General features: G+C 62.8%; 24 protein-coding genes and 1 tRNA gene. 13 read left to right on the top strand and 12 right to left on the bottom strand.

The features are described from left to right. Nucleotides 1-6 precede the first annotated feature (6 nt). Together AC1ROB_RS20785 and AC1ROB_RS20790 are read left to right on the top strand one after the other, a co-directional pair. Complete coding sequence (locus AC1ROB_RS20785; RefSeq protein ID WP_492973183.1) at nucleotides 7-2,154, top strand: protein-disulfide reductase DsbD family protein; 2,148 nt, start codon at nucleotides 7-9, stop codon at nucleotides 2,152-2,154. Beyond that, a complete protein-coding gene (locus AC1ROB_RS20790; protein WP_492973182.1) occupies nucleotides 2,151-2,807 on the top strand; it encodes a thioredoxin family protein in 657 nt (218 codons plus the stop codon). Before AC1ROB_RS20785 ends, AC1ROB_RS20790 begins: the two co-directional genes overlap by 4 nt. A gap of 45 nt (nucleotides 2,808-2,852) precedes the next feature. Here the strand turns inward: AC1ROB_RS20790 and AC1ROB_RS20795 are convergent, their stop codons facing one another. Both AC1ROB_RS20795 and AC1ROB_RS20800 read right to left on the bottom strand, forming a co-directional pair. Continuing rightward, nucleotides 2,853-4,361, bottom strand: a complete 1,509-nt coding sequence (locus AC1ROB_RS20795) for an indolepyruvate oxidoreductase subunit beta family protein (RefSeq protein ID WP_492973181.1) — start codon at nucleotides 4,359-4,361, stop codon at nucleotides 2,853-2,855. 2 nt (nucleotides 4,362-4,363) lie between these two features. Further along, nucleotides 4,364-6,523 carry a thiamine pyrophosphate-dependent enzyme gene (locus AC1ROB_RS20800; protein WP_492973180.1) on the bottom strand — a complete coding sequence of 720 codons (2,160 nt, stop codon included), beginning with the start codon at nucleotides 6,521-6,523 and terminating at the stop codon, nucleotides 4,364-4,366. A 177-nt stretch (nucleotides 6,524-6,700) separates the two neighbouring features. On the opposite strand from AC1ROB_RS20800, the gene AC1ROB_RS20805 reads away from it, so the two are divergent. The 6 genes from AC1ROB_RS20805 to AC1ROB_RS20830 all read left to right on the top strand — a co-directional run bounded on the left by AC1ROB_RS20805 (nucleotide 6,701) and on the right by AC1ROB_RS20830 (nucleotide 12,606). After that, entirely contained in the window at nucleotides 6,701-7,741 is a 1,041-nt protein-coding gene (locus tag AC1ROB_RS20805; protein WP_492973179.1) for a TRAP transporter substrate-binding protein, read from the top strand. Nucleotides 7,742-7,813: 72 nt separating this feature from the next. Continuing rightward, the gene (locus tag AC1ROB_RS20810) at nucleotides 7,814-8,296 is read left to right on the top strand and encodes a TRAP transporter small permease (protein ID WP_492973178.1); all 483 of its coding nucleotides are present in this window, start codon (nucleotides 7,814-7,816) and stop codon (nucleotides 8,294-8,296) included. 2 nt (nucleotides 8,297-8,298) lie between these two features. Next, nucleotides 8,299-9,600, top strand: a complete 1,302-nt coding sequence (locus tag AC1ROB_RS20815) for a TRAP transporter large permease (protein WP_492973177.1) — start codon at nucleotides 8,299-8,301, stop codon at nucleotides 9,598-9,600. Further along, on the top strand, nucleotides 9,600-10,133 hold the full coding sequence (locus tag AC1ROB_RS20820; RefSeq protein WP_492973176.1) for a MarR family winged helix-turn-helix transcriptional regulator: 534 nt from the start codon (nucleotides 9,600-9,602) through the stop codon (nucleotides 10,131-10,133). Before AC1ROB_RS20815 ends, AC1ROB_RS20820 begins: the two co-directional genes overlap by 1 nt. Before the next feature lie 462 nt (nucleotides 10,134-10,595). Further along, complete coding sequence (locus tag AC1ROB_RS20825; protein WP_492973175.1) at nucleotides 10,596-11,039, top strand: response regulator; 444 nt, start codon at nucleotides 10,596-10,598, stop codon at nucleotides 11,037-11,039. 1 nt (nucleotide 11,040) lies between these two features. Continuing rightward, nucleotides 11,041-12,606: a response regulator gene (locus AC1ROB_RS20830; protein ID WP_492973174.1), complete on the top strand. Its 1,566-nt coding sequence runs from the start codon at nucleotides 11,041-11,043 to the stop codon at nucleotides 12,604-12,606. Nucleotides 12,607-12,651: 45 nt separating this feature from the next. On the opposite strand, the gene purU is transcribed toward AC1ROB_RS20830, so the two are convergent. After that, nucleotides 12,652-13,503, bottom strand: coding sequence for a formyltetrahydrofolate deformylase (purU, locus tag AC1ROB_RS20835; protein WP_492973173.1), 852 nt, complete (start codon nucleotides 13,501-13,503; stop codon nucleotides 12,652-12,654). Nucleotides 13,504-13,731: 228 nt separating this feature from the next. Here purU and AC1ROB_RS20840 point away from each other — a divergent pair, with 228 nt between their 5' ends. Beyond that, nucleotides 13,732-14,472 carry a hypothetical protein gene (locus AC1ROB_RS20840; protein WP_492973172.1) on the top strand — a complete coding sequence of 247 codons (741 nt, stop codon included), beginning with the start codon at nucleotides 13,732-13,734 and terminating at the stop codon, nucleotides 14,470-14,472. Between the two features lie 18 nt (nucleotides 14,473-14,490). Here AC1ROB_RS20840 and AC1ROB_RS20845 read toward each other — a convergent pair whose 3' ends face one another. From AC1ROB_RS20845 to AC1ROB_RS20875, 7 genes are all read right to left on the bottom strand, one after another. Continuing rightward, on the bottom strand, nucleotides 14,491-14,934 hold the full coding sequence (locus AC1ROB_RS20845; RefSeq protein WP_492973171.1) for a hypothetical protein: 444 nt from the start codon (nucleotides 14,932-14,934) through the stop codon (nucleotides 14,491-14,493). Nucleotides 14,935-14,993: 59 nt separating this feature from the next. Further along, on the bottom strand, nucleotides 14,994-16,241 hold the full coding sequence (locus tag AC1ROB_RS20850) for a hypothetical protein (protein ID WP_492973170.1): 1,248 nt from the start codon (nucleotides 16,239-16,241) through the stop codon (nucleotides 14,994-14,996). Between the two features lie 177 nt (nucleotides 16,242-16,418). Continuing rightward, nucleotides 16,419-18,053, bottom strand: coding sequence for an NTP transferase domain-containing protein (locus AC1ROB_RS20855; protein WP_492973169.1), 1,635 nt, complete (start codon nucleotides 18,051-18,053; stop codon nucleotides 16,419-16,421). Nucleotide 18,054: 1 nt separating this feature from the next. After that, the gene (locus tag AC1ROB_RS20860) at nucleotides 18,055-18,774 is read right to left on the bottom strand and encodes an XdhC family protein (RefSeq protein WP_492973168.1); all 720 of its coding nucleotides are present in this window, start codon (nucleotides 18,772-18,774) and stop codon (nucleotides 18,055-18,057) included. Next, nucleotides 18,771-19,100 (bottom strand): XdhC family protein, encoded by a 330-nt coding sequence (locus AC1ROB_RS20865; RefSeq protein WP_492973167.1) that lies wholly within the window; start codon nucleotides 19,098-19,100, stop codon nucleotides 18,771-18,773. Before AC1ROB_RS20865 ends, AC1ROB_RS20860 begins: the two co-directional genes overlap by 4 nt. After that, nucleotides 19,097-20,338: a vWA domain-containing protein gene (locus AC1ROB_RS20870; RefSeq protein WP_492973166.1), complete on the bottom strand. Its 1,242-nt coding sequence runs from the start codon at nucleotides 20,336-20,338 to the stop codon at nucleotides 19,097-19,099. Before AC1ROB_RS20870 ends, AC1ROB_RS20865 begins: the two co-directional genes overlap by 4 nt. Nucleotides 20,339-20,358: 20 nt before the next feature. Next, complete coding sequence (locus tag AC1ROB_RS20875) at nucleotides 20,359-21,276, bottom strand: AAA family ATPase (RefSeq protein ID WP_492973165.1); 918 nt, start codon at nucleotides 21,274-21,276, stop codon at nucleotides 20,359-20,361. A gap of 103 nt (nucleotides 21,277-21,379) precedes the next feature. Here AC1ROB_RS20875 and AC1ROB_RS20880 point away from each other — a divergent pair, with 103 nt between their 5' ends. Then, entirely contained in the window at nucleotides 21,380-21,877 is a 498-nt protein-coding gene (locus tag AC1ROB_RS20880; RefSeq protein WP_492973164.1) for an ester cyclase, read from the top strand. Between the two features lie 3 nt (nucleotides 21,878-21,880). On the opposite strand, the gene AC1ROB_RS20885 is transcribed toward AC1ROB_RS20880, so the two are convergent. Together AC1ROB_RS20885 and AC1ROB_RS20890 are read right to left on the bottom strand one after the other, a co-directional pair. Next, nucleotides 21,881-22,258 carry a hypothetical protein gene (locus AC1ROB_RS20885; RefSeq protein WP_492973163.1) on the bottom strand — a complete coding sequence of 126 codons (378 nt, stop codon included), beginning with the start codon at nucleotides 22,256-22,258 and terminating at the stop codon, nucleotides 21,881-21,883. 117 nt (nucleotides 22,259-22,375) lie between these two features. After that, nucleotides 22,376-22,449, bottom strand: a tRNA-Cys gene (locus AC1ROB_RS20890). A 208-nt stretch (nucleotides 22,450-22,657) separates the two neighbouring features. On the opposite strand from AC1ROB_RS20890, the gene AC1ROB_RS20895 reads away from it, so the two are divergent. The 3 genes from AC1ROB_RS20895 (at nucleotide 22,658) to AC1ROB_RS20905 (ending at nucleotide 25,135) form a co-directional block, all read left to right on the top strand. After that, nucleotides 22,658-23,326, top strand: coding sequence for a protein-L-isoaspartate O-methyltransferase family protein (locus AC1ROB_RS20895; protein WP_492973162.1), 669 nt, complete (start codon nucleotides 22,658-22,660; stop codon nucleotides 23,324-23,326). After that, the gene (locus tag AC1ROB_RS20900; RefSeq protein WP_492973161.1) at nucleotides 23,326-23,655 is read left to right on the top strand and encodes a rhodanese-like domain-containing protein; all 330 of its coding nucleotides are present in this window, start codon (nucleotides 23,326-23,328) and stop codon (nucleotides 23,653-23,655) included. Before AC1ROB_RS20895 ends, AC1ROB_RS20900 begins: the two co-directional genes overlap by 1 nt. 100 nt (nucleotides 23,656-23,755) lie before the next feature. Continuing rightward, nucleotides 23,756-25,135 (top strand): TolC family outer membrane protein, encoded by a 1,380-nt coding sequence (locus AC1ROB_RS20905; RefSeq protein ID WP_492973160.1) that lies wholly within the window; start codon nucleotides 23,756-23,758, stop codon nucleotides 25,133-25,135. The last annotated feature ends 207 nt before the right edge of the window (nucleotides 25,136-25,342 follow it).

The raw sequence follows: 25,342 nt of genomic DNA on the forward strand, positions 1-25,342 counted from the left end.
TATGCCATGCGTCGTTCCGGATTTTTCCGCCTGCTCACGCCCTCCGTCTTCATGGTACTGGTCCTGATCGGACTGGTGCTGGCCGGCACGCCCGCCAGGGCGCTCAGCGGCAGTGATCTGGTCCAGGCCAGTCTGATCGCCGAGCCAAAGCCGTTGCGCGGCGGCGAACCTTTCTGGGTTGGTGTGCGCCTGCGCATGGCCGAGCACTGGCATACCTACTGGCGCAATCCGGGCGACAGCGGCCTTGCGACCGAGATCGCCTGGACCCTGCCCGAGGGCTTCACGGCCGGGCCGATTGTCTGGCCGGTGCCGCAACAGATTCCTGTCGCCCATCTGGTCAACTACGGTTACGAGGGCGAGGTCACGCTGCTCACGCAGATCACCCCGCCCAAGACGCTGCCGGCAGACGTCACATTGAAGGCCGATGTGAACTGGCTGGTCTGCCAGAAGGAATGCATACCCGGCGAAGCCAGCCTGTCGCTGGCGCTGCCGGATGGGGGCGGAGGCAACGCGGCGCTGTTTGAGGCGGCGCGTGCGCAGCTTGCACAGCCATCGCCGTGGGCGGCACGGATCGAAACCTCTGCCGAAGGGTATGTCCTGCGCGTTGCAGTCCCTGGCCTTAAGCCCGACCGGATTCGCAGCGCCGCTTTTCTGCCCGACAGCGAAACCCTGATCGAACATGCAGCACCGCAGACGCTGGCCATCGATAGCGCGGGGCTGTCGCTGCGGCTGAAGCGCAGCACCTATGCGGCTGCGACATTGCCCGACAGGACCGGCGGCCTGCTGGTGCTGACCGAAGACACCGGCGGCACACAGCAGCGTCAGGCGTTCGAACTCACCGACATTACAGCCGGTGGTGCCGCCCCGATGGCGATGGACTGGGCTGCCATTGCGCAGGCGGCGTTGCTGGCGCTGCTCGGCGGCATTGTGCTCAACCTGATGCCCTGCGTCTTTCCGGTGCTGTCGATCAAGATCCTGGCGCTGGTGGGTCATGCCGGTGAGGGCAGGGTGCGTCTGCGCCGCCACGGCTATGCCTATACGCTCGGCGTGCTGGCCAGCTTCGCGCTGCTGGCCGGACTGCTGCTGGGCCTGCGCAGCGCTGGTGCGCAGATCGGCTGGGGTTTCCAGCTGCAGATGCCGGTGGTGGTGGCGCTGCTCGCCTATCTGCTGTTTGTCATGGGCCTCAGTCTGTCAGGCGTGTTCCATATCGGCGGGCGTTTCGCCGGCATCGGCAACAGCCTGGCGCAGCGTGGCGGCTATCAGGGTTCGTTCTTCACCGGGGTGTTGGCCGCTGTGGTCGCCACGCCCTGCACAGCACCCTTCATGGGCGCCGCCATCGGTTTTGCCCTGACCCAGCCGTCTGCGGTGGGACTGTCGATTTTCCTGGCGCTTGGTCTCGGCCTGGCGCTGCCCTTCCTGCTGCTGACGCTGATCCCGCAACTGGCCGACCGCATGCCGCGTCCCGGCCTGTGGATGGAACGCGTGAAGCAGGCGCTGGCATTCCCCCTTTATGCGACTGTGGCCTGGCTGATCTGGGTGCTGAGCCAGCAGGTCGGCCAGACCGGCCTGCTCGCAGCCTTGCTCGGTCTTGTGCTGCTGGCCGCTGCCGCCTGGCTCTACAGCCTGAATGGCCGCATTGCCTCGGGTGCGGCCATTGCCACCATCCTGGCCACCGTGATTGCCCTGGTCGGCGTGGCGCGCGATCCGGCGCTGGCTGGTGCGCAGCCGGCAGAGAAAGGTGGCAGCCAGACCGCCGAAGCCTTCAGCCGGCCGAAACTGGATGCCCTGCTGGCAGAGAAGAAACCGGTCTTCGTCAACATGACGGCGGCCTGGTGCATCACCTGCATGGTCAACGAGCGCACGGCACTCAGCAGCGACAGCGTGCAGGATGCCTTCCGTGCGAAGGGCATCACATATCTCAAGGGCGACTGGACCAACCAGGATCCCGAGATCACCAAAATCCTGGAGCAGAACGGCCGCAGCGGCGTGCCGCTCTATCTGCTCTATGCCAACGGGCAGACCGTCGTGCTGCCGCAGATTCTCACCCCGGCCATCGTGCTGGATCACCTGAGCCTGCTGGATCGCGTCGGTTCGCGCGACCAGTCTTTGCAAACCGCGTCTCTTCCCAACCAGACAAGGAGTGCTCGTCCATGACCACCCCCCGTATGACTGTTGCTCGACGTACCCTGCTTTCCGCCGGCCTGGTCGGGGCCGCATCTCTCGCCTTCGCCCTGCCGCAGCTCAGCCTGGCATCCAGCGTGCAGGTTGGCCAGCCGGCTCCGGCCTTCAGCGCCAAGGATACAAACGGCAAGACGGTGTCGCTCGCAGACCTGAAGGGCAAGACCGTGGTGCTGGAGTGGTCCAACCACGAATGCCCCTTCGTGAAGAAGCACTACAGCAGTGCCAACATGCAGGGCCTGCAGAAGAAGTGGACGGCGCAGAATGTGGTCTGGCTCACCATCGTTTCCTCGCCGGCCGGTGAACAGGGCTATGTGGATGCGGCGCAGGCCAACAAGCTGACGGCTGATCGCGGCGCGTCGCCCTCGGCCGTGTTGCTCGATCCGAAGAGCCAGATCGCCCGCGCCTATGGTGCGCAGGTGACGCCGCATATGTATGTGATCTCGGCTGACGGCAAGCTGGCCTATGCCGGCGGTATCGACGATAAGCCGTCGGCCCGCGTGGATGACCTCAAGGGTGCGAACAACTTTGTCGATGCCGCGCTGACCAACATCGCGCAGGGCAAGGCGGTGGCCACCACCACCTCGCGACCCTACGGCTGCACGGTGAAGTACGACACCACGTCGTAACCGGCAGGATGTTTCACGAGAAAGGGCGCCGCAGGGCGCCCTTTTTTATTCTGCCGCCTGCGGCAACGATCTGAGGCTTGCCTCGAAGTCGGCCAGGGTGTTGTTCAGGCTGTTGCCGTCGGGATCGGCCAGGGCGGCGGTACGCGCCTGCACGACGGCATCGGCGGCCTGCGCCAGCGGGATGCGGCCCTCCAGCGCCGGAGCAATCACACGGTCGCGGATCTTTTCGAAATTGCCGGCGCCGCGCTTGAAGGTATCGCCATAGCCCTTGATGAGCCGCGCGCAGTCGACGATCTCGCGCGCCAGCGCCATATCCTTGGCAGCAGCACTGCTGATCAGGTCGAGCCAGTTTTCGATACGCTGCTGTTCCTCATGATAGCGGAAGCTGCGCGGACGCCAGCGGCGCAGGCCGGCCAGCAGGCGGAAGCGCAGATAGCCGCCCAGACGGTTCGACTGCACGGTCATGCCGAAATGCACGGTCTCGATCCAGCCCTTGCGTATGCTGAGGCCGATGATCCATTTCGCCAGTGCCGGCGGCAACAGCGAAGCGATTTCCTCGATGCCGGGCTTGACGAAATCAGCCACCGCATAGGGCTGGCCGGTTTTCACGCGGGTTTCGCGCTCGATGGCAGCAAAGCGTTCCGGTTTCACTTTAAGCTGGGCGACGCGGATCACATCCTCGAAGCTCATGCGCAGCGCCAGGTGACGCGCCGTCTCGGCGGTGAGCTGGGCATCGCCGGCTTTGGCGATGCTGTCCAGACGGTCGAGATAGAGGCCGGCATAGGCCTCGCCCTGATAATCGATCAGGCGTTTCACACCCTCGGTGGCGAAGCGACGTGCAGCATCAGGCAATTGACCGATGCGGTCAGCCAGGGCGCCAGAAGAGGCCACCTGCGGCAACGCGGCGGCGCGGGCCTGCCGTTCGGCCAGTTCGCCCTGGCCATGAGAGAGACCGAAGCGGAATCCGGAGAGGTTGCTCTCCACCGCTTTGCCTTCAGCGCGGATACCCTCTTCGAAGGCGGAAGCCGGGATCGGCAGCGCGCCGGAACCGGCGAGCGCGCCCAGCAACACGGCATTCAGGATCGAGCCGGCGTCTTTTGCCGCCTGGTCCATATCGAACAGGATGGTCTGCTGCGAGAAATCCCTGGCGGCACGCAGCAGCTTGCCGGTGTCGTAACGGCCATCGCCCATGGCGCTTTTCTCGGCGACAGCAAAGACGCGGTGCGTGGAGGCGATCAGCAGCGTGCGATCGGGCGAGACATAGCCATTGGCAATGGCGCGGCCGGCCTCGACAAACTCGCTGGCGATCATCACGTCCACCTGGCCCGGCATCGGGTTCAGGCACATGACCGGACGCTGGTCGGTCTGTTCAGGCCAGAGTTCGATGTAATAGGTGGTGGCGCCGGTGCGCTGGGCGACGCCCGGAATGGAGGTGGCCTGCACCGGATAGCCCAATTTCTCGGCCGTGTCGGTGATCCAGCCGGTCAGGACACCGCCGCCTTCGCCGCCCATGGCGGCAATCAGGATGCAGATGGGACGGGTGGGGGAGGTCATAGCTATTCCCCCGCCGCGATCTGGGATGTCGAAGCCGGCTTGCCGCCGAGCCAGCCGATCACGCTGCGATGCAGGCGGTCGCTGAGGCGGTCCCACCAGCCGGGATTATGGATGATCTCGGTCTTGTAGAAAGACGGGCAGAGCACGGCGGCATGGGCGACCTCGCCGCAATGGCCGCAGCCGACGCAGCTGCTGATGACGCTTGCCACCGGATCGGTGCGCAGCGGATCGGGATTGGGCTTGATGGTGAGCGACGGGCAGCCGCTGAGCCGGATGCAGGAATGGTCGCCGGTACAGACGCTGTCGTCGATGCCGAAGCGGGTGCGTACCACGCGCTCGCCGGACTTCAACGCCTTTGCCTCGTCGCTGCGCAGGCGGCGCTGACGCGCCAGCTGGCATTCGCCTTCGGCGATGATCACCTTCAGGCCTTTGCCGGCGGTGGTCAGCGCATCCTTCAGATTGGCCGTCATGTCCTTCAGGCCATAGGAGCGCAGGCGCTTCACCCATTTGACGCCGAGGGCCTTGAGTGTGCTTTCGATATCCGAGCCGCTGGCCAGGCCGTCGAGACGGTTGCCGGCGGAGGAGGGGATATACTGCACGCCGGTGGCCGATGTGTAGCCGTTCTGCATGATGACCAGCACGCCATCGCCGCGATTGAACATTGCAGACGCGACACCGGACAGCACGCCGTTATGCCAGAATCCGCCATCGCCCATGATGGCGAGCGAGCGCGTGTTCATCATCGGGCCGACGCCGGCCGCCGAGGCCAGCGACATGCCATAGCCGAGGATCGAATGGCCGAGGCTGAAGGGTGCAAAGGTGGCGAGCGCATGACAGCCGATATCGGCGGCGACATGCACCTTGCCGATCTGGCGCTCGACCAGCTTGATCGCGGTGAAGACCGGACGTTCGGGGCAGCCGGTGCAGAAGGTGGGAGGGCGCAGCGGCAGGTTCGGGCCGATCAGGGCCTGGGCGGTCTTGCGATTATCCAGTGCCGCCTCAAACCGGGTTTCCGGCGTGGCAACATCGACAGCGGGTTGCTCGGCCTTGATGAAGGCGAGCAGGCCACGGGTCAGCACCTCGATGGTGTATTCGCCGGCTGCCGGCAGCATGTTCTTGCCATGCACGCGCGTGTTGATGTCGGCCCGGCGCAGGACTGTGTGTAGCGTCTGCTCGATATATTCGGGCGAGCCTTCCTCGATCATCAGAACGGCGCGCTTGTCGGCACAGAACTGGGTCAGCTGCTCGGGGACCAGCGGATAGGTGACGTTGAGCACCATGGTTGGTACACGGCTGTTGCCGAAGGCATCGGCCAGGCCAAGATTCATCAGTGCGCGGTTGAGGCCATTATACAGGCCGCCCTGCACAACGATGCCGATCTCGGACAGATCGCCCGGCATCACCTCGTTCAGGCCGCGCTCCAGGATGAACCTGCGGGCCGCCGGCAGGCGCTGCTCCAGCTTCAGCTTTTCCTGCATGAAGGTGGCGGGGGGATGCGCCAGCTTGTCGTAATTGAAGGCGGACGGTCCCGGCAGGCGGCTGTTGCGCGAGACTTTCGCCGGGACATTGTTTCTGGCCGGGAAACTGCCAGTGACATGGCAAGCGCGGATGCGCAGTTCCAGCATCACCGGAGTATTGGAGATTTCGGAAAGCTCGAAGGCGTCCTGTACGCTTTTGGTGATGGTCGGCAGATCGGGCCGTGGATCGAGCAGCCACATGGAGGACTTCATCGCATAGGCATGGCTGCGCTCCTGGATCACGCTGGCGCCTTCGCCGTAATCCTCGCCGATGACGATCAGCGCACCGCCGGTGACGCCGGCCGAGGCGAGGTTGCTCAAGGCATCGGAGGCGACATTGGTGCCGACGATGGATTTCCAGGTGACACAGCCGCGGGCGGGGTAATGAATGGAGGCGCCGAGCAGGGCGGCCGCCGAGGCTTCATTGGTGCAGGTTTCCAGATGGATGCCGAGATCGTCGAGGATGTCCTGGGCCTGCACCAGCACGTCGACCAGATGCGACACCGGCGCACCCTGGTAGCCGCCGACATAGGACACGCCGGACTGCAGCAAAGCCTTGGTGACGGCGAGAATGCCTTCGCCCCGGAAGGTGTCGCCATCGCCCAGACGTAAGGATTCAATCTCCTTGGCAAAAGAGCGTTCCATCGTTGTCCTCCCACTTGGGCGAAATCTGCACCGCAGCATTCCGATCGTCAAGGAATTAGTTTGGCGTCCAACAAAATCGGGTGGACAGCATCGGGGCCGGACTGCTAGGTTTTTTATGCAGATGAAAAAGGGACAGCTCCGTCAATGAGAGCTGCCTGCAAGCGGAGGAAACAAACAATGGCGTTAAAACAGCATTTCTATGCCTGTGCGGTCGCACTCGGGCTGATCGCGGCATTGCCGGTTGCGACCCCGGCTGCTGCGCAGGACAAGGCGGTCACGCTGCGTCTGGGGCACTGGCTGCCACCGGCGCATCCGTTGCATCCGTCCTTCAAGACCTGGGGCGACTCTCTGGAGAAGGCGACCAACGGCACGGTGAAGACGCAGATTTTCCCGGCCCAGCAGCTTGGCCAGGCGAAAGACCATTACGACATGGCACGCGATGGCGTCGCCGACCTGACCTATGTCAATCCGGGCTACACGCCGGGTCGTTTCCCGGTGATCGCCGGCAGCGAACTGCCATTCCTGTTTTCCAATGGCAAGAGCGGTTCGGCCGCCATCGACACCTGGTATCGCAAATATGCCGAGAAGGAGATGGGCGATGTGAAGGTCTGCATGACTTTCGTGCATGACCCGGGCACCTTCCACAGCAAGATCAAGATTGCCGGCCCCGACGATGTGAAGGGCCACAAGATCCGTCCCGGCAATGCCACGGTGGCGCGTCTGGTCACACTGGCCGGCGGCACCAATGTGCAGGTGACGGCGCCGGAATCGCGCGATGCGCTGGAGCGCGGGCTGGCCGATGCCATCACCTTCCCGTGGGACAGTATGTTCATCTTCGGCATCGACAAGGCGGTGAAATACCATCTCGACGCGCCGCTCTATATCAGCAACTTTGTGCTGGTGATGAACAAGGCAACCTATGGCAAGTTCTCGGCCGGTCAGAAGAAGGCGTTCGACGACCATTGCACGTCGGAATGGTCGGAAAAGCTGAATAGCCCCTGGTCGGACGCGGAAGCGGCTGGTAAGGCCAAGATGCTAGCCCTGCCGGGTCATGAAGGCGTGAAGCTGAGCGATGCCGACAAGGCCGCCTGGGGCAAGATCAGCGACGAGATGACCAAGGCCTGGTATGAAGATACCAAGAAGGTCGGTATCAACGGCGAGCAGGCGCTCGGCGAACTGAAGGCCGAACTGAAGAAGCGCAACGCAGCCGCGTTCTGAGCCGACACGAGTATCCGGCCGCGGCAGATCATCGGGTCGCGGCCGGTTTTTTGACGGGGTGGGGGTGCCGGAATGTCCCGATTTATTGACAGGGTCGAGCTGATCGCCGGCCTGCTGCTCGGCGCCATTGCCGTTCTGACCTTTGTGGCCGTCATGGTCCGCTGGCTGTTCAATTACAGCATCCCCGATACCTTCGACTTCTCCCGCCTGCTGCTGGGCACGGCCATGTTCTGGGGCATTGCCATTGCCGGCTTTCATAACCGCCATATCCAGGTCGACGGTTTCTGGGAAATGGCACCAGCCTGGGGCAAACGCCTGATCGACATTTTCGCCACCTTCATCACGCTGATCTTCATGGTCCTGTTCGCCTGGATGTTGAAGAGCAAGGTGATGAGCGTCTATGCCAGCAACGAGCAGACCTTCGATCTGCGCATGCCGGTCTGGCCCTTCCATGCGATAGCGGCCCTCGGCATTGCATTGGCCACCATCCTTCTGGCTTTGCGTCTGTTGCGGCTGCTGGTTGGATCGCCATCGACCAGCGGCAGGGGAGTCTGATCGTGGAGCAGGACGTCATTGCCGTTGCCGGCTTCGTGATTCTTTTTGTGCTGATGGTGCTGCGTGTGCCGGTCGGTATTGCCATGGCCATCGTCGGCATTGGCGGTTTCGGCACGCTGGCAGCGGTCTATCCGGCGCTGAACCTGCTGGCGCAGTCGCCGATCCGGGTCGCCACCGATTACGATCTGGCGGTCATCCCGATGTTCATCCTGATGGGCTGTTTCGCCACGGCGGCCGGCATGAGCCGGGAACTCTTCCGGGCCAGCGAAGCCTGGCTCGGCCACCGTCGCGGCGGTCTGGCCATGGCCACGGTTGCGGCCTGCGCCGGCTTTGCCGCCATCAACGGTTCCTCGGTCGCCACGGCGGCCACGATGACCAATGTGGCGCTGCCGGAGATGCGGCGCAGCGGTTACCATCCCGGTTTTTCCACCGGGGTGATCGCCGCCGGCGGCACGCTCGGGATCATGATTCCGCCGTCGGTGATCTTTGCGCTTTACGGCATCCTCACCGAGCAGGATATCAGCAAGCTGTTCATTTCCGGAATCCTGCCCGGTCTGCTGGCGGTGGTGCTGTATATCGTCACGATCCAGCTGATGGGCTGGTGGCGACCGGACTGGCTGCCGCGCGGCCCGAAATTCAGCTGGCGCGAGAAATTCGAATCGCTCCGCGACATCTGGGCGACCGTGCTGCTGTTCGCCGGCATCGTCGGCGGTATGTATGGCGGCGTTTTCACGGCCACGGAGGCGGCCGGCTGCGGTGCCTGCGGTGCGCTGATCATCGGTATCCTGCGCCGCCGGCTCGGCTGGATTCAGATCAAGGAAAGCCTGATCGACGCGGTGCGCACCGGCGGTTCGATCTTCACCATCGTGGTCGGCGCTTTCCTGTTCGGTTACTTTCTTGTCATCACCCAGACGCCGCAGAAGGTGAGCGATTTCCTTACCGGGCTGCCGATCGGTCCCTATGGCGTGCTGACTCTGATCCTGATCATGTATCTGATCCTCGGCGCCCTGATGGATGAACTGGCCATCATCCTGGTCACCGTGCCGATCATCTATCCGGTGATGATGCAGCTGGGTTTCGATCCGATCTGGTTTGGCGTCATCATTGTGATGGTCACCACCCTGGGCATGGTCATGCCTCCGGTAGGCATCAATGTGTTCGTCATCAACTCCATCGCCCGCGACATTCCACTCTGGCAGATCTATAAAGGCGTCATGCCGTTTGTTGTCGTCGATCTGATTCGTTTGGTCCTGCTGGTCCTGTTCCCCGCCATCGCGCTCTACCTCCCCAGTCAGATGAACTGATGGCGCGCAAGGTCTTGTCATCGGCTGACGCGGAAAGCAGTGTCGCAAAGCGCGAGACGACGGCGCGCAGGCTGGATCGTGGCCCGCTGACCGGCCTTTACGGCTATAACCTTCGCATCGCCCAGGTCGCGGTCTTCGAAAATTTCATCGATGTGGTCGGCGCGGCACTGGCCGGGCGCATGGGCGGGCTGACGCCCGGGCGCTTCAGTCTGCTGGTGCTGCTGCGCGCCAATCCCGGCATCAACCAGACCGAATTGAGCCGCGGGGTGGGCGTCGACAAGTCCACACTGACACCGGCGCTCGATCAGCTGGAACGCAAGGGCCTGGTCCTGCGGCATCGCACCGCCAACGACCGCCGCACCTATGCCCTGTCGCTCAGTCCGGCCGGCGAGGCCCTGCTGAACGACCTGATGGTGAAGGTGATGCAGCATGAAAAGAACATTGTCGCCATGCTGTCGCCGGCCGAGCGCAGTACGCTCAATCGTCTGCTGAAAAAAATGGCCAAAGGACTAGGCAGCGAAGCGGTTGATTGATCCGGTCTGGATTTGATTGGTAATCCGCTGATTTCCGCTCCTGACCCGCTGTGGCGCATATTTGCCGGTGGTATGGCGCGGCGGTGTCACTCAACTTTTCCGTTCTGAGATCGGCTGTACAAGCCCAGAACAAATCGTTACCGATCCAATTGACAACATCCTGAATTATATGCCGAATAGTACAGGATATCGGATTGGCGTCCTGCGGCCGGTATCGAACGCATTTCAAGTCGGGCTGCGGACAACCGTCGCAGCAGAATGGCCTTGGTCGTCGCATAATCTCGCGTCTGTTCCGCCTTGCCGGGGTTCAGAAATTGCCTGGGTGCTCGTGATCGTGCGCTTTTCGGTATCCGACACGACAACCGGAAAGGCCGGATCAGGACGGAATGCGGTTCAGGAGTCATCTGTGCAAAGGCGAGTGTCTGGGATGCCTGCACGGCAGCGATGGAGCAGGGGCGACGCATGAGTGAGCAGAAAGCGGTAACGATCATCATGATCGAGGATGACGACGGGCATGCGCGCCTGATCGAGAAGAACATCCGCCGCGCCGGCGTCAGCAACGAGATCGTGCATTTTGCTTCTGGCGGACCGGCCCTGGAGTATCTTATCGGCGTCGGTGACGGCGATACCGGGAGCCATGGCGGTGCCTATCTGGTCCTGCTCGACCTCAATCTGCCCGATATGTCGGGCGTCGATATTCTCAAGCAGGTCAAGGACCATCAGGGCCTGCGGCGCATGCCGGTCGTGGTGCTGACGACGACCGATGACAAACAGGAAATTCAGCGCTGCTACGATTTGGGTTGCAATGTTTATGTGACCAAGCCGGTAAACTATGAGAACTTTGCCCAGGCGATACGCCAACTGGGCATGTTCTTCATGGTGATGCAGGTGCCCGAGACTGCGTGACATGACAACCGCTCGACTCAACCTCCTCTACATAGACGACGATGCCGGTCTGTGCCGCCTGGTGCAGAAGGAGTTCGAGCGTAATGGCTATGTTGTGCAGACGGTTTCGAGTGGCCTCGAAGGCCTTGAGCGGATTCGCTCGGCGCCCGATATCGATGTCGTGGCGCTGGATCACCACATGCCTGAACAAGGTGGCCTGGAAACGCTGGCTGCAATCGCTGCATTGCCCGATCCACCGCCGGTGGTTTATGTCACCGGCGAATCCGAGGGGCGGGTGGCTGTTGCAGCCCTGAAGGCGGGTGCTGCCGATTATGTGATCAAGGATGCCGGCCCGGAATTCCTGCTGCTGCTGCGCGCTGCCATCACCTCTGCCATCGAGGTGCGGCAGCAAAAGCGCCTGCGCGCCAAGGCCGAAGCCGAATTGCGGGAATCGCGCGATCGTTTCGAGGCCCTGGCCAACGAGCGTGCTGTTCTGATCCATGAGGTCAATCATCGCGTTTCCAACAGCCTGCAATTGATTGCCAGCCTGTTGCAGGTGCAGTCGGCGGCACAGAGCGACACACGCTCAGCGCAGATTCTTCTGGATGCCTATAAGCGGGTCGCCGCTGTTGCTCGTGTTCACAAGCGTCTCTATCGCACCGCCGATGTGCGATATGTCGATCTGGCCGACTATCTCTGCAGTCTGGTGGAAGATCTGCGCCAGTCCGCCGATCAGGGCGGCAGTGCGCTGCAATTCCTGGCCAGCCAGACCAGGATCGGCACCGATTTCGCCATTCCGGTAGGTCTGATCGTCACCGAGCTGGTCATCAATGCCCTGAAGCACGCCTATCCCGGCGCTGGCGGCGCAATCCGGGTCAAGGCCGAGCGCAATGACGACCTGATTACGGTCCAGGTCCAGGATGACGGTATCGGCGTCAGCGAAAACGACTGGCGCAAGGCGCGTGGCATCGGCAGCAAGATCGTGCTGGCCATGGTGGAGAAGATTGGCGGTGGCCTCACCATTGAATCGGGGCCGACCGGCACATCGATCACGGTCACGTTCACGGCCATAGACCCGGCTCCCGAAACTGCGGTGACAGCCGAAACCGAAACTTCGGTTCTGGTCATCGCGGACAGCCTTGGCCGTCCGGTGGACGACGCAGTCGATATCGGCCAGCCGCGGCTGCTGCTGGTCGAAGATGACCCGCTGATGCGCATGGTGGTGGCCGGCAATCTGGAAGCCGTGGGCTTTGTTGTCGAAGAGGCCGGGTCAGCTGAAGAGGCGCGTCAGCTCTGGAAGGTCGGCCGTTTTGCGGCGGCCATTATCGATGTGGGACTGCCCGATATCCGGGGTGATCAGGTGGCGAGCGAATTCCGCCTGGCCGATCCCCATTTCCCGGTCATCCTGGCGACCGGATATGACGAAAAGTCGATTGCCGCCGGCTTTCTGGGCAGCCGGTTCAGTCGTGCGTTGGCCAAGCCGTATGACGACATTGCAATGCTGGCAATGCTGGAAGCCCTGGGTGTCCGGGCCGCGCCGCCGGCCGCCACACCGCGTCTGGAGCAGCAGCAGCCCCGGCTGAACTGAATATCTCGTACCGCAGGAAATGCCGGCCGATGCCGGCCCGGGCGATCAACCCCGGAAGACAACAGTGCGATGACCGTTGAGGAAAATGCGGTGTTCGACGTGATATTTCACCGCCCGCGCCAGCACCAGGCTTTCGATATCACGGCCGACAGCCGCCAGCTGGTCCGGCGTATAGCCATGCTCGACGCGCCCGACCTCCTGCTCGATGATCGGGCCTTCATCGAGATGCTCGGTCACGTAATGTGCCGTCGCGCCGATCAGCTTCACGCCGCGGGCATGCGCCTGATGATAGGGTTTGGCGCCTTTGAAGCTGGGCAGGAACGAATGATGGATGTTGATGATGCGGCCACTGAATTCCCGGCATAGTTCCGGTGACAGAACCTGCATGTAACGCGCCAGCACGATCAGATCGATGCGTTCCTGCTCGATCAGCTCGCGCAGCATCTTTTCCTGGCGCGCCTTGCTGCTCGGTGTAACCGGCCAGTGGTGATAGGCAATATCATGATTGGCGGCGCGCTGGTACCAGTCGCGATGGTTGGAGACGATCGCCGGAATTTCCACCGGCAGGGCATCGATGGAATAGCGATACAGCAGGTCGTTCAGGCAATGACCGAATTTCGAGACCAGGATCAGCACCCGCGATTTGGCCTGGTCGTCGTGCAAGTCCCAGGTCATGTCAAAGGGCGCGGCGACCGGGGCGAAGGCTGCGCGAATCTGGTCGAGCGGCCGCCCGCCATCCAGATCCTCGAAACTGACACGCATGAAGAACAGGCCGGTCTCGCTGTCGCCGAACTGGGCTGAATCGCGGATGTTGAAACGCTGCCCGGCCAGGAAACCGGAGACGGCAGCAACAATGCCAGGACGGTCTTGGCAGGACAGTTTGAGGATCAGGCTCATGACACGGAACAGTTTGAGAGGCGGGAGGTTCGAGCGGGTGACTTTAACGTTGCAGTCCGCTGTGATGCAACTGCAGGGTTAACAAAGTGTAAGCGGCATCCGCAGGCGGGGCAAAAATCGGCTCGCATCCCTGTCGTTGCCCCTTTAAGCTGCGCCCAACGCGAATGGATTCGCCGCCAGAGCAGGCTGACAACAATGATTATCCGCGGTCCGGATTTCCTTCGACAGATGGCCAACAAGCTGTTTGACGCCCTGGTGCAGGGCGCCGAGGCACAGGCCCAGAAAGCGCCGTTCAGTATCGAGACCCTGCGGCAGCTGGTCGATGCAATGAAGACGGCGCCCGATTACGATCACTTTTACCGGGCGTCCTACGACGGCCTGATGAAAGTGATCGAAGAGGATCAGCATCGCGGCGCCCGCGTCAATGCCTTCGGCCGTCTGTTGGTACACCCGCTTGACCCGGTCTTCTCCGAAGAACGGCTGGATCGTCGCCTGATCGGCAACTTCTTCTTCTTCGTGCGCTCGTTGTTCGGCGACGAAGTCGAAGCGATGGCCGATGAGGCCGCAGCTATTGCCGAGGAGCGGCGCGCAGCATCTGGTGGCTCGCTGGACTGGGCGTCTTTCTACGCCGATCCGCGGGCCAAGGGGCTTTATTTCAAGGTGGTCGGTCGTGTGATCCGGGCTTTCCGTGTGTTCGACACGCGGCGCGACTGGGTGATGAAAGTGATGCAGCACGATCCCACGGCGGTCGGGCTGTCGTCGAATGTTTATATCGAGCGGCCCTTCGAAGGGCAGGCCCTTCCTTTCGGCGACCGCGAATTCTTCCTGTTCTTCGACGGCCTGGTGCGCCCGCTGGTCAGCCTCAGCGCGGCGGATGCAGAGATGTACCGCAGTGTGACCGGCGACGATGCCGCACGGGTCGCAGGCTCGTTCCTTGGGGAACTGGAGCAGTACCGGCCGGCGGCCTGACGCCGCCGCAGGCTTGCATCAATTGGTGTTGGCCGGCTCGCGATGGTCGAGTTTGGCGGCAAACTGCTCGAACAATTCCGACACGCAGCGCGCCACGGTCCGCTGGTGATTGTCGTTCAACTGGTCGGCGGCACGCATGCACATATCGGCGAACTTGCGGGCCAGGATCACGGCGTCGCGATTGCTCTCCTGGCGGATGTCGTCGAACATCGTGACGATGAAGTCGCGGGTCTGGTTGCTTTCATAATTCGTCACCGGGCGATCGCCCATCAGCGAATCCAGCATCGCGTTGAAGGTCTGCGAGGTGTCGATGGCGATGCTGGCGAGGATCTTCTCGATCCGCTCGTTATCCTTGGCGGTCACCGGCTTTTTGGACGGCGTGCTGCTCGGCGCATGGCCTGCGCGGATTTCCGTCACCTGGTTCTCGGTCTGGTTGGGGCGCGAGCCGGAGCGGTTCCACATGATGCAATACCCTGCTTAAAATTGACTGCTGTTGTGTGACTGAACGCCGCTGGGCGGCGTCAGTTCACCACTTCACGAGAAGCGCGGATCATATTGTCGATATGCCAGCCCTGGAACAGGCGGATACCGGCAGCGAGACCAGCCTTGAGCGCCTCTTCGGTCTCGCAGCGGGCCATGATAACGCGGTTGGCGTCGGCTTCGGAAATCTTGCTGGCCAGATCCTTGTCGATCCAGTCTTCATGGCGGTCCTTGAAATAGAACAGCTTGATGAAGTCGGCCTTCAGTTCCTTGCGTCCGAACAGCTGCAGCAGATCGGGCGTGATGCCGTCGATCAGCATGCGATAGCCGGAATTATGCAGGAATTCCGCGGCCAGCAGGTATTCGTTGTAATCCCAGAACACATCGTAGCGCTGCAGCTCGATGATGATCTGTTCTTTCTTGATGATGTTGCCGATGCGGCTGTCGAAATCGCGGAAGGTATCGCTCAGGATCGTGCTGACATTCATGTTGAGGCTGAACGGCCCGCTGTTGCGGGTTACGTAGCCATCCAGCAGGGCGCGGAACACACGGGTGTCCAGCGTGCGCGTCAGGTGGTGGAACAGCGAGCGGGCGCCGCGCAGGTTGACGTTCGGCGCGATGGCCTGGCGCAGTTCGTTCACGCCGACGAAGATTTCCTGGAAGATCGGCTTCGGCGGCTGGTTGCCGAAGCACAGGGCGATCGGCTGCCGCTTCATGAAGGTCGAGACATCGGCCTTTTTCAGGATGTCGTCGATCTGCTGCAATGCACCCGGCGTCAGCGGCATGCCGTCGCCGGTCGCGGCGGCGGTGCCGGCTTTGGCCAGCAGACGCTTGCGCCGTTCGGAGAAGACACGGAAACGCTGCTGGATGTTATCCATCAGCTCCTGCAGGTCTTCGAACTGGCTGTCGAAGCGATACCACTTGACCGCATTCTCGGCTTCTTCGGGCGTCAGGCCGATGGCAACGTTGTTGCGCGTGAGAATGTCGTCGATTTCCAACACCAGCTTTTCGAAAGTCTGGTCGAAGAAACGCTCGGACAGGCGCACAAACAACACGATTGAATAGTCGTGCAGCGTGTAGAAGCTGCCTTCGTATTTCGACATGAGCGAGCGGATGGAGTGCACAACGATGTTGTAGCTCTCGCGGTTGCGCTCAAACGTCTTCGGGTTGACGAATTGGATGACGGAGGCCAGGCGTCCACCGAAAATCTTGCCGCGAACCAGGCGGTCAAAATCGGTGAACATCTTCTCGTCGTCGGACGAGCCCTGGTTCTGAAGTGCTTCACTCATTAAACGGTCGCTTTCTCCGGTAACGGTCGTGGAGAGGGCGGCAACCAGCCAATATAGCTATGCTATTGCCCCCCGCAGCATGCCCACTATGGCAAATTCCCGGTTACGGAAAAAGCCGCACAAGATAGTTAATGCCACTGCTGTGAATAATATTCGCTTAATGCCAATGACTTGCGGTTAAGAGTTGGTAACCCCGCGGGCGGCCAGCGCATCGGGGGTGTCGTAATCCAAAAGGATGCCGGGGTCCTCCACCGGCACCTCGCAAATCCACTCCGCATGCGGCAGGAACAGGCTGCGGGCACCGGTATCGCCTTCCAGCCGCAGCAGATCAGGGAGAAATTGCACGCTCCAGAGGGTTGGGTTGCCGCGCTTGCCGCTCAGGGTGGGCAGGCAGATGGCCCGGCCTTCCACCGGATTAAAAGCGCTGATCAGGGCTTCCAGGGTCGCAGTGTGGACATCGGGCATGTCCCCCAGGCAGACCAGCACGCCGTCCAGACCTGCCGGCAGGGCATTCAGACCCGCGCGCAGGGACGCGGCCAGCCCTTCCGAATAGGCCGGGTTGTGGATTGTCTGGACTGCCGTACCGGCAGCCTCGCGCACCGCTTCGGCCTGGTGACCGGTCACCAGCAGAACGGGACTGGCGGAAGACGCCGTCACGGCATCAACGACATGGCGCAGCACCGGCTTGCCATCCAGGTCTGCCAGCAGCTTGTGGCCACTGCCGAACCGGCGCGACAGGCCGGCTGCCAGGATCAGGGCGGCGATTTTGGGGCGCCGCGGTGCCGGGATCGCCATCTGGCCGGTATCGGCCTGGGCCCGGGGCATCGGGCGGCTGGGGATTTCCTTCAGCAGGCCGCCGGCGCCCATGCGCATGATGTCGCGCCGGTCGATGGTCAGTCCGGCGCACAGGCGCTGCAAAACCCAGTCGAAGCCATTGAGTTTGGGCGAACGGGCACAGCCCGGCACGCCGACCACCGGGACGGCTCCAAGACTGCCGAGCATCAGCAGGTTGCCGGGATCAACGGGCATCCCGAAATGCAGCACAGTACCCCCGGCGCGAACCAGACCGGCCGGGACCACGTCCAGCCGGTCGACCGTGGCCGAGGCACCGAAAACCAGAATTGGGTCGCAGCCCAGGTTTTTCAGTTCGGCGATGGCCCCGGCGATGACAACCTCGTCATGGGCGACCACCCGTCGGTCACCGATATGGCTGCCGAGCTGGGCCAGCCGTTGCGACACCGCCTGTTCGGTTTTGGTCAGGACACTGTCCTTGGTGTTGCCGACACGGGTCATGACAAGGCCGAAATTGCGCGGCTGGAACGATGCCACCCGCACCAGCGGCCCCTGGTCACGCAACAAGGCCTCGCCGGCGGCGATCACTGCTTTCGGGGCGGCAAAGGGAATGATCTTCACGGTCGCCAGCATCTGCCCGGCTTCCACCGGCTCATAATCGGCAACGGTGGCAACGGTCAGGGCTTCGTCCAGCTCGTTCAGGCCGTGCAAGGCGGCGATATCGATGCGGGCGAGGCCGGCGCTTTCGGCATAGAGATTGGCGCGCCCGGTAAAGGCGGCAGCCGTGCGGGCCTGCGGACCGGCCAGTCCTGTGGCGATGCGGCGGGCGGCCTCATCTTCGGGCATGTCGCCATCATCAAGGCGGGCGACATAGATGCTGTTATGCCCGGCCAGTTCCAGCGCGGCGATGTCGGCTTCGCTCAGGATGCGGCCTTTGCGGAAGCGGTCGCTGCCTGCGCTCAGGGAGTGGCCGAGAATGCCGCCGATTGCCTCTCGCACCGGCACGGGACCGAAAAACATCTCAGGCGGCCGCGGCGCTGGCGGGTTGGGTCGGCTGACGTAGTGCTGCCGTCATCTGGGCCAGGATGGAGATGGCAATCTCGGCTGGTGACTTGGCGCCGATGCTCAGGCCGACCGGGCCATGGATGCGGGCAAAATCCTCGGGCCCGAATCCTGCCGCTGTCAGGCGTTCGATGCGCGAGGCATGGGTCTTTTTGCTGCCCAGTGCGCCGATGTAGAACACGTCGGATTTCAGCGCCGAGATCAGCGCCGGATCATCGATCTTGGGGTCATGCGTCAGCGTCACCACGGCGGTGCGCAAATCGGGCTTCAGCTGGGCCATGGCTTCGTCGGGCCAGTCGTTCGACAGCGTAACGCCTGGGAAACGCTCGACGGAACCAAAAGCGCTGCGCGGGTCGATCACGGTGACGGCATAACCGGTGAACTGGGCCATCGGAACCAGGGCCTGGGCGATATGCACGGCGCCCACCAGAACCAGGCGCAGCGGCGGATTGAACACATTGAGGAAGAGGGGGCCCTGCTCGGTATCGATGGTGCGCGGCTTATCCTCCAGCAAGGCCGCGCGCGCGGCTTCGCCGATGCGGGGGTCCAGATCTTTCAGCCCCTTCTTGCCGACGAGGTAGAGCAGGCGCTGCTCGCCGGTTTTCAGGAAGGTCGCCAGCACCACCGGGCGCTGTTCGGCGCGATCGGCCTGCAGCTGTTCGAGGATTTCGCGTTTCATGTATCCAGCCGTTCGACATAGACTTGGATCTTGCCGCCGCAGGCGAGGCCGACTTCCCAGGCCTGGGCATCGGAGACACCGAAATCGAGCAGGCGCGGCTTGCCGTCGCCAATCGCATCCAGCGCCTCGGTGACCACGGCACCCTCGATGCAGCCGCCGGAAACCGAACCGATGAACTGTCCCGCGTCGTCCACCGCCAGTTGGCTGCCGACCGGACGCGGGGCCGAGCCCCAGGTGGTGACCACAGTGGCCAGTGCAACGCCTTTGCCCGCCTGTTTCCAGTCCAGCGCGGTGGCGAGGATGTCTTCAGAAAGATCGGTGCTCATGCCGCCATCCTTCCCAGATTCTGTTTGAGCCGGTTGCCCTCGTGGCTGGCGTGGCTCAGCGCGGCGGCCAGGTCGGCAATGGAACTAAGATTGTGAACCGGACGGAAATCGTCAACCTGGGGCAGAAGTGCCCGGATACCGGCGGCTTTCGGCTCGAAACCCTCCCAGCGCAGCAGGGGATTGAGCCAGATCAGCCGGCGGCAGGATTTGTGCAGCCGTTCGATCTCGCGGGCCAATCCAGCGCCACCGTCACGATCCAGACCGTCGGTCAGCAGCAGCACCACCGCGCCCTGGCCCAGCACGCGGCGCGACCATAGCCGGTTGAATTCAGCGAGCGTTGCGCCGATGCGGGTGCCGCCTGACCAGTCGGGCACCTTTTCGCTCACGGCAGCCAGAGCCTTGTCGACATCACGCTGGCGCAGCAGGCGGCTGATATTGGTCAGCCGGGTGCCGAACAGGAAGCTGTGCACGCGGGTACGATCGTTGCTCAACGCATGCATGAAATGCAGAAACATGCGGCTGTACTGGCTCATCGAACCGGAGATGTCGCACAGCACGACCAGCGGCGGCGGTCGTTCACCAGGGCTTTTGCGTTTCAGCGGGATGATGGCGCCGCCGGTGCGCAGGGACGCCTGCAGGCTGGCGCGCAGATCGATGCGATGGCCGCGGATATCGGGTTTCTGGCGTCGGGTTTTCGCCGGCCGAAACGGCCATTCGATATGCCGCAAGGCAGCTTTGGCCGTCTCCAGTTCTTCGGCCGACATTTCGGCGAAGTCCTTATGCTGCAGCAATTCATCAGCCGAGAAGGTCAGGGTGGCATCGATTTCGACTTCTTTCGGCTCTTGCGGGGTCCGGCCTGCGCCGCGTCCCGGCAGCAGAGCCTGCCGCAGACGCTGGGAGACATGATTCTTCTTCGGCTCGGCCGTGCCCTCCGCCTGAGGCAGCAAAAGGCTCATCATGCGTTCGAGGATTTTTGGATCGCGCCAGAAGATATGGAACGCCTGGTCGAACAGTTCGCGCTGGTCGCGGCGGTTCACCAGCACGGCGAACAGTGTCCAGTAAAGATCGTCGCGCCGCCGAATGCCGGCCGTTTCCACCGCACGCACGGCATCGATGGATTTTCCAGGGCCGAGCGGCAGGCCTGAGGCGCGCAGCAGTCGCACGAAATGCACAATATTGTCGGCAAAGGCGCCGCCGTCATGACGCTCACCCGAAGTCGGATCGGGCAGCAGGGTCATGTCAGAGGTCCCGTTTCATATCAGACACCCAGCGCCGCCATATCCTGCTGCACCTGGCGCAGGATATTTGCGGCTTCGCTGCCCTTCATCTTTGCGATGTCATCCTGATATTTCAGCAGCACGCCCAGCGTGTTGTCGATAGTGTCGGGATCGAGGCTGACCTTGTCGAGGAAGGCGAGGGCGCGGGTCCAGTCGATGGTTTCGGCCACGCCCGGCAGCTTGAACAATTCTGTGTTGCGCAGATGTTGCACGAAACCAACGATTTCGCGGCTCAGGCGCTGTGGCGCGCCCGGCACTTTGCGTTTGAGGATGGCCAGCTCACGTTCGGCGTCGGGATAATCGACCCAGTAATACAGGCAGCGTCGCTTCAGGGCGTCGTGGATTTCGCGGGTACGGTTGGAGGTGATGATCACGATCGGCGGTTCGACGGCTTTTACGGCGCCGATTTCGGGGATGGTGATCTGGAAGTCCGACAGCACTTCCAGCAGATAGGCCTCGAAAGGCTCGTCGGTGCGGTCGAGTTCGTCGATCAGCAGCACCGGCGCGCCGGCGGGATCGGGCTTCAAGGCCTGCAGCAGCGGGCGCTCGATCAGGAAATCGGGGCTGAACAGGTCGCGCCCCAGCTTATCCTTGTCACCGGAGCCGGCCGCTTCGGCCAGCCGGATTTCCAGCATCTGCCGCGGGTAGTTCCACTCATAGACAGCGGAGGAGAGGTCCAGGCCCTCGTAACACTGCAACCGCACCAGCCGGCGACCAAGCGTGGCGGCCAGCACCTTGGCGATCTCGGTCTTGCCGACACCGGCCTCGCCCTCGAGGAACAGGGGGCGGCCCATCTTGAGGGCGAGAAACAGGGTCGTGGCCAGCGAACGGTCGGCGACATAGTCGCCCTGGTTCAGCAGGGTTTCGGTGGCATCAATGGAATCAGGCAATGCGGACATGACGACAATCTAGGGCGAGGGGGACGGAAATCATGCCCGGTTCGGCAGGCTGTCACAAGACGGGGGCGGGCCACGTCTGGGCTGTATAACTCTGGAGGACGTCGTGAATGCACCGTCAGGCCAGCCTGCTGGCCAGCCCCATCCCAACCGCCTGATGTTACAGCGCCACCTGGCTGCCGAGAATGCCCATGACATGGCCGGCACCCTGGTCACCGTGCATGAGGACTGCGTATTCCGCGATCTGGCGGCCGGTCAGGCTTTTCGGGGTCGCCGTGGCGCCGAACGCCATTACCGGCAGTGGTGGCAGGCCTTCGGCAATGTCGTCGAGCGCTCGCCCTTCGGCGGCGCACACTGGATCGACAACGATACCTATGTGGCCGAGCCGCAATATACCGGCCGGCATGTCGGGCCGTTTCTGGGCCTGGCGCCGACTGGACGGTCTTTCGTGTTGCCCTTCACGGTCTTCGTGAAGTTCCGGGACGGCCTGTTTGTGGAAGAGCGCTTTTATTACGACCTGGCCACGCTGCTGCGGCAACTGGGGCAGGACTGTGTTGATCCGGCCATGCTGGCGCACGCCCGGAGCTGGGCCGAGGGTGACTGAGGCCTAGCGTGAGAGGAAGGTATAGCCCCGTTCGATGACGCGCTTGGTCGCCTCGAAAGCATGGACCAGTTCGTCATTGGCCTCGCGGGCCGCCTTCAGGCTTGCGATATCCTCGGCGGTCGGGTTGGCCTTGGCCGCGAGCTCCAGGGCGATCTTCAGGTAGCGGGCGCGGGCCTCGGCCACCCGGACGGCAAAGGCCATGAAGGAGTCGCGGGTCAGTTCCGGCACGGTTTTCTTCAGTACTTCGCGGTTGGCGCTGAAGATCGCCATCTCAATTTCCTCAAGGAATTTTTGCAGCTTGCGCTGCGACTCCCGGTCCAGCATGTCCTTGCTGACCAGGTGGTCGACCTTCTCGGTCTTGCTGTAGCCCAGAATGCGCATGGCCACCTCCCGTGGAGAATCGTGTCTCGCCTCAAGATAGTGGTCCGGGGGCGGGGAAAGAAGCGCGATTAACCGGTGGAACCGGTCTCGGCACGGGCAGATTGTCTAGGAAAGTGATGGAGGTCCGGGCCGGAATTGAACCGGCGTACGCGGATTTGCAGTCCGCTGCGTCACCACTCCGCCACCGGACCTCGCGCGCGCGGCCTCTTACTAAGGGTTTCGCCCCGGCGGGGTCAAGGCTTTACCGGCCGGCGGGGCAGGTTGCACAGCTTGTGACGGCGGTTACCGCAGATGGGCGCGGGATCGGCTAACCCACAATAGAACCGTTGTTTTTACGGCATCGCAGCATTATAACGGCGCCTGACTTTCTCTCCAGTTCCAGCCTCGGATATTGCTCCCATGGCATCAGCCGAACTCTTTGCCGAAGCCCGCCGCCAGATGGTGCTGACCCAGCTCCGTCCGAACAAGGTGATCGACGAGCAGTTGATCGCTGCCATGGCCGGGCTGCCGCGGGAGGATTTCGTGCCGGCGGCCTATCGGGGCGTTGCCTACATGGATGAAGATGTGGCGGTTGCGGCCGGCCGCGCCCTGCTGGAGCCGATGGTTCTGGCCCGCCTGCTGCAGGAAGCTGAAATCCAGCCGACGGACAAGGCGCTGGTGGTGGGAGCCGCCACCGGATACGACCTCGCGGTGCTCGCGCGTCTGACAGCTTCGGTCGCTGGTGTGGAAGCCGATGCGGCGCTGGCTGCGCAGGCCAGGCAAAACCTGCAGGCGCAGGGCATTGCCAATGCCTCGGTTGCCGAAGGCAGCCTCAAGGATGGTCTTGCGGGGTCAGCCCCCTTCGATGTGATTCTGATTGCCGGCGCCGTGCCGGAAATTCCTGCCGCATTGCTGCAGCAGCTGGCCGACGGCGGCCGGCTGATCGGTGTAGTGCGTAAGGCCGGCGCACCGATCGGCCATGCCGTCATGATCAAGCGCGCAGGCGAGCTGTTCCCGCAGCGTGTGCTGTTCGATGCCGGCACTCCGGCGCTGCCGGGCTTCGAACGTCAGGCCGGTTTCGTGTTCTGATGGCCGACGCTCCGCTGGAAATCGATGTGGCCGAACTGGCCGGCTGGCGCAAAGCCGGCCGCGATGTGACGGTACTCGATGTCCGCGAGGACTGGGAGATCGCCACGGTGGCGCTGCCGGATGCCCTGCATATCCCGATGCGCCAGGTGCCCCAGCGGGTTACCGAATTACCACATGACAAGCCGCTGGTGGTGATGTGCCATCACGGTGGGCGCAGCCGCCAGGTGACGGGCTGGCTGCGGCAGAACGGCTTTCCGCAGGCGACCAATCTGGCCGGCGGCATCCATGCCTGGGCAGAGGAGATTCAGCCCGGTATGGCGACTTACTGAATTTCGAGTGCGTTGGTCATAAAAAATGAAGAGTTCGGGGAACACGATCGGGGCGCGCTGGTGTGGGAACAATGGATAAAATAAAGGACGGATGCGCGTCATGAACTTCAAGAAAATCCTGCTGGCGACTGCAATCGCCGTAAGCGGCCTGACGATGGCGCAGACCGCCAGTGCGCAGTCGCTGAACGAAGCGCTTAGTGCGGCCTACAATAACAACCCGACGCTGCTGGCGGCCCGTGCGGCCCTGCGGGCGACCGATGAAGGCGTGCCGCAGGCGCTTTCGGGCTGGCGCCCGACGGTCAGTGTTTCGAGCGAATATGGTCGCCAGAAGCAGGAATATGAGCCGCCGTCGGCAAGCAATCCCAACCAGATTCTCACTCCGAATACGAAATCGCTGACCGTGTCGCAGCCGCTGTATCGTGGCGGGCGCACCGAAGCCTCGACGGACTCGGCCGAAGCGCTGGTGCTTGCCGGTCGCCAGGATCTTGCCGCCACCGAGCGTCGCGTGCTGCAGGATGCCGTGACCGCCTACATGGATGTCGTCCAGAACCAGGCGGTGCTGGATCTGAACCGGAACAACGAAGAAGTGCTGCGCCGCCAGCTGGAAGCGGTGCGCGAGCGTTTTCGCGTCGGTGAGATCACCCGCACGGACGTGGCGCAGTCTGAATCTCGTCAGGCTCGTGCGACAGCCGACCGTATTTCGGCTGAAGGCGCCCTGGTGTCTTCGCGCGCTGTCCTGGCCCGCGTGATCGGCGAGATGCCGCGCACGCTGGTCCAGCCGCCGCCGCTGCCGCAGCTGCCGGTCAGCGAGGAAGAGGCGTTGTCGATTTCCTATGACGAAAATCCCGATCTGCTGGGGGCGCGCTTCCGTGAAGTCGCGGCCAAGAACGACGTGCGGGCGGTGTCCGGCGCGCTGCTGCCGACGATATCCCTGAACGGGACCCTGACCGATGCGAGCGAGACGACCCGTCGGAATCTGGGTACGGAGTCGGCGAAGATTGCGGTGCAGCTGACCATGCCGCTGTATGAAGGCGGTTCGGTCTACAGCCAGACCCGTCAGCGCAAGCAGATCCATAACCAGCGCCGCATCCAGGTCGAGGAGCAGCGTCGCAGCGTGCGCCAGTCGGTGGTGCAGGCCTGGGAAAACCTCGGTACGGCGCGCTCCAACATCACGGCCCGCCGGGCCCAGGTCGATGCGTCCCGCATCGCGCTGGAAGGCGTGCAGCAGGAAGCCGAAGTCGGTTCGCGCACCACCCTCGACGTGTTGGACGCCGAGCAAGAATATCTTGATGCCCGCGTGGCCGAGGTGCGCTCCCGCCGCGACGAATACGTGGCGGGCTACGTGCTGATCTCGGCCGTGGGCCGTCTCGGAGCCCGCCAGCTCAGCCTGCCGGTCGAATATTACGATCCGGAGAACAACTACAAACGGGTGCGCGACAAGTGGTTCGGCACCGATGGCGGCCTGAACGGCGAAGATTGATGTTTGCGGCCCGGTTCGTGGTTAAAAAAACTGCGAATCGGGCAAAAAACTTAACCGGGGCGGGAATTTGGGGAAATATCCCTTAACCCAGGTTAACAGTTCGGTTATCTTTCCGGCGCATACCATTGAGCCGACTGATTCGGCCCGGGCCGCCTCAGTATTGGCCTGCGTGCGTGACAGAAAGATTGTATCGGGCACCGGATGAGC

It is taken from the genome of Ferrovibrio sp. GW821-FHT12F09 (assembly GCF_058806775.1).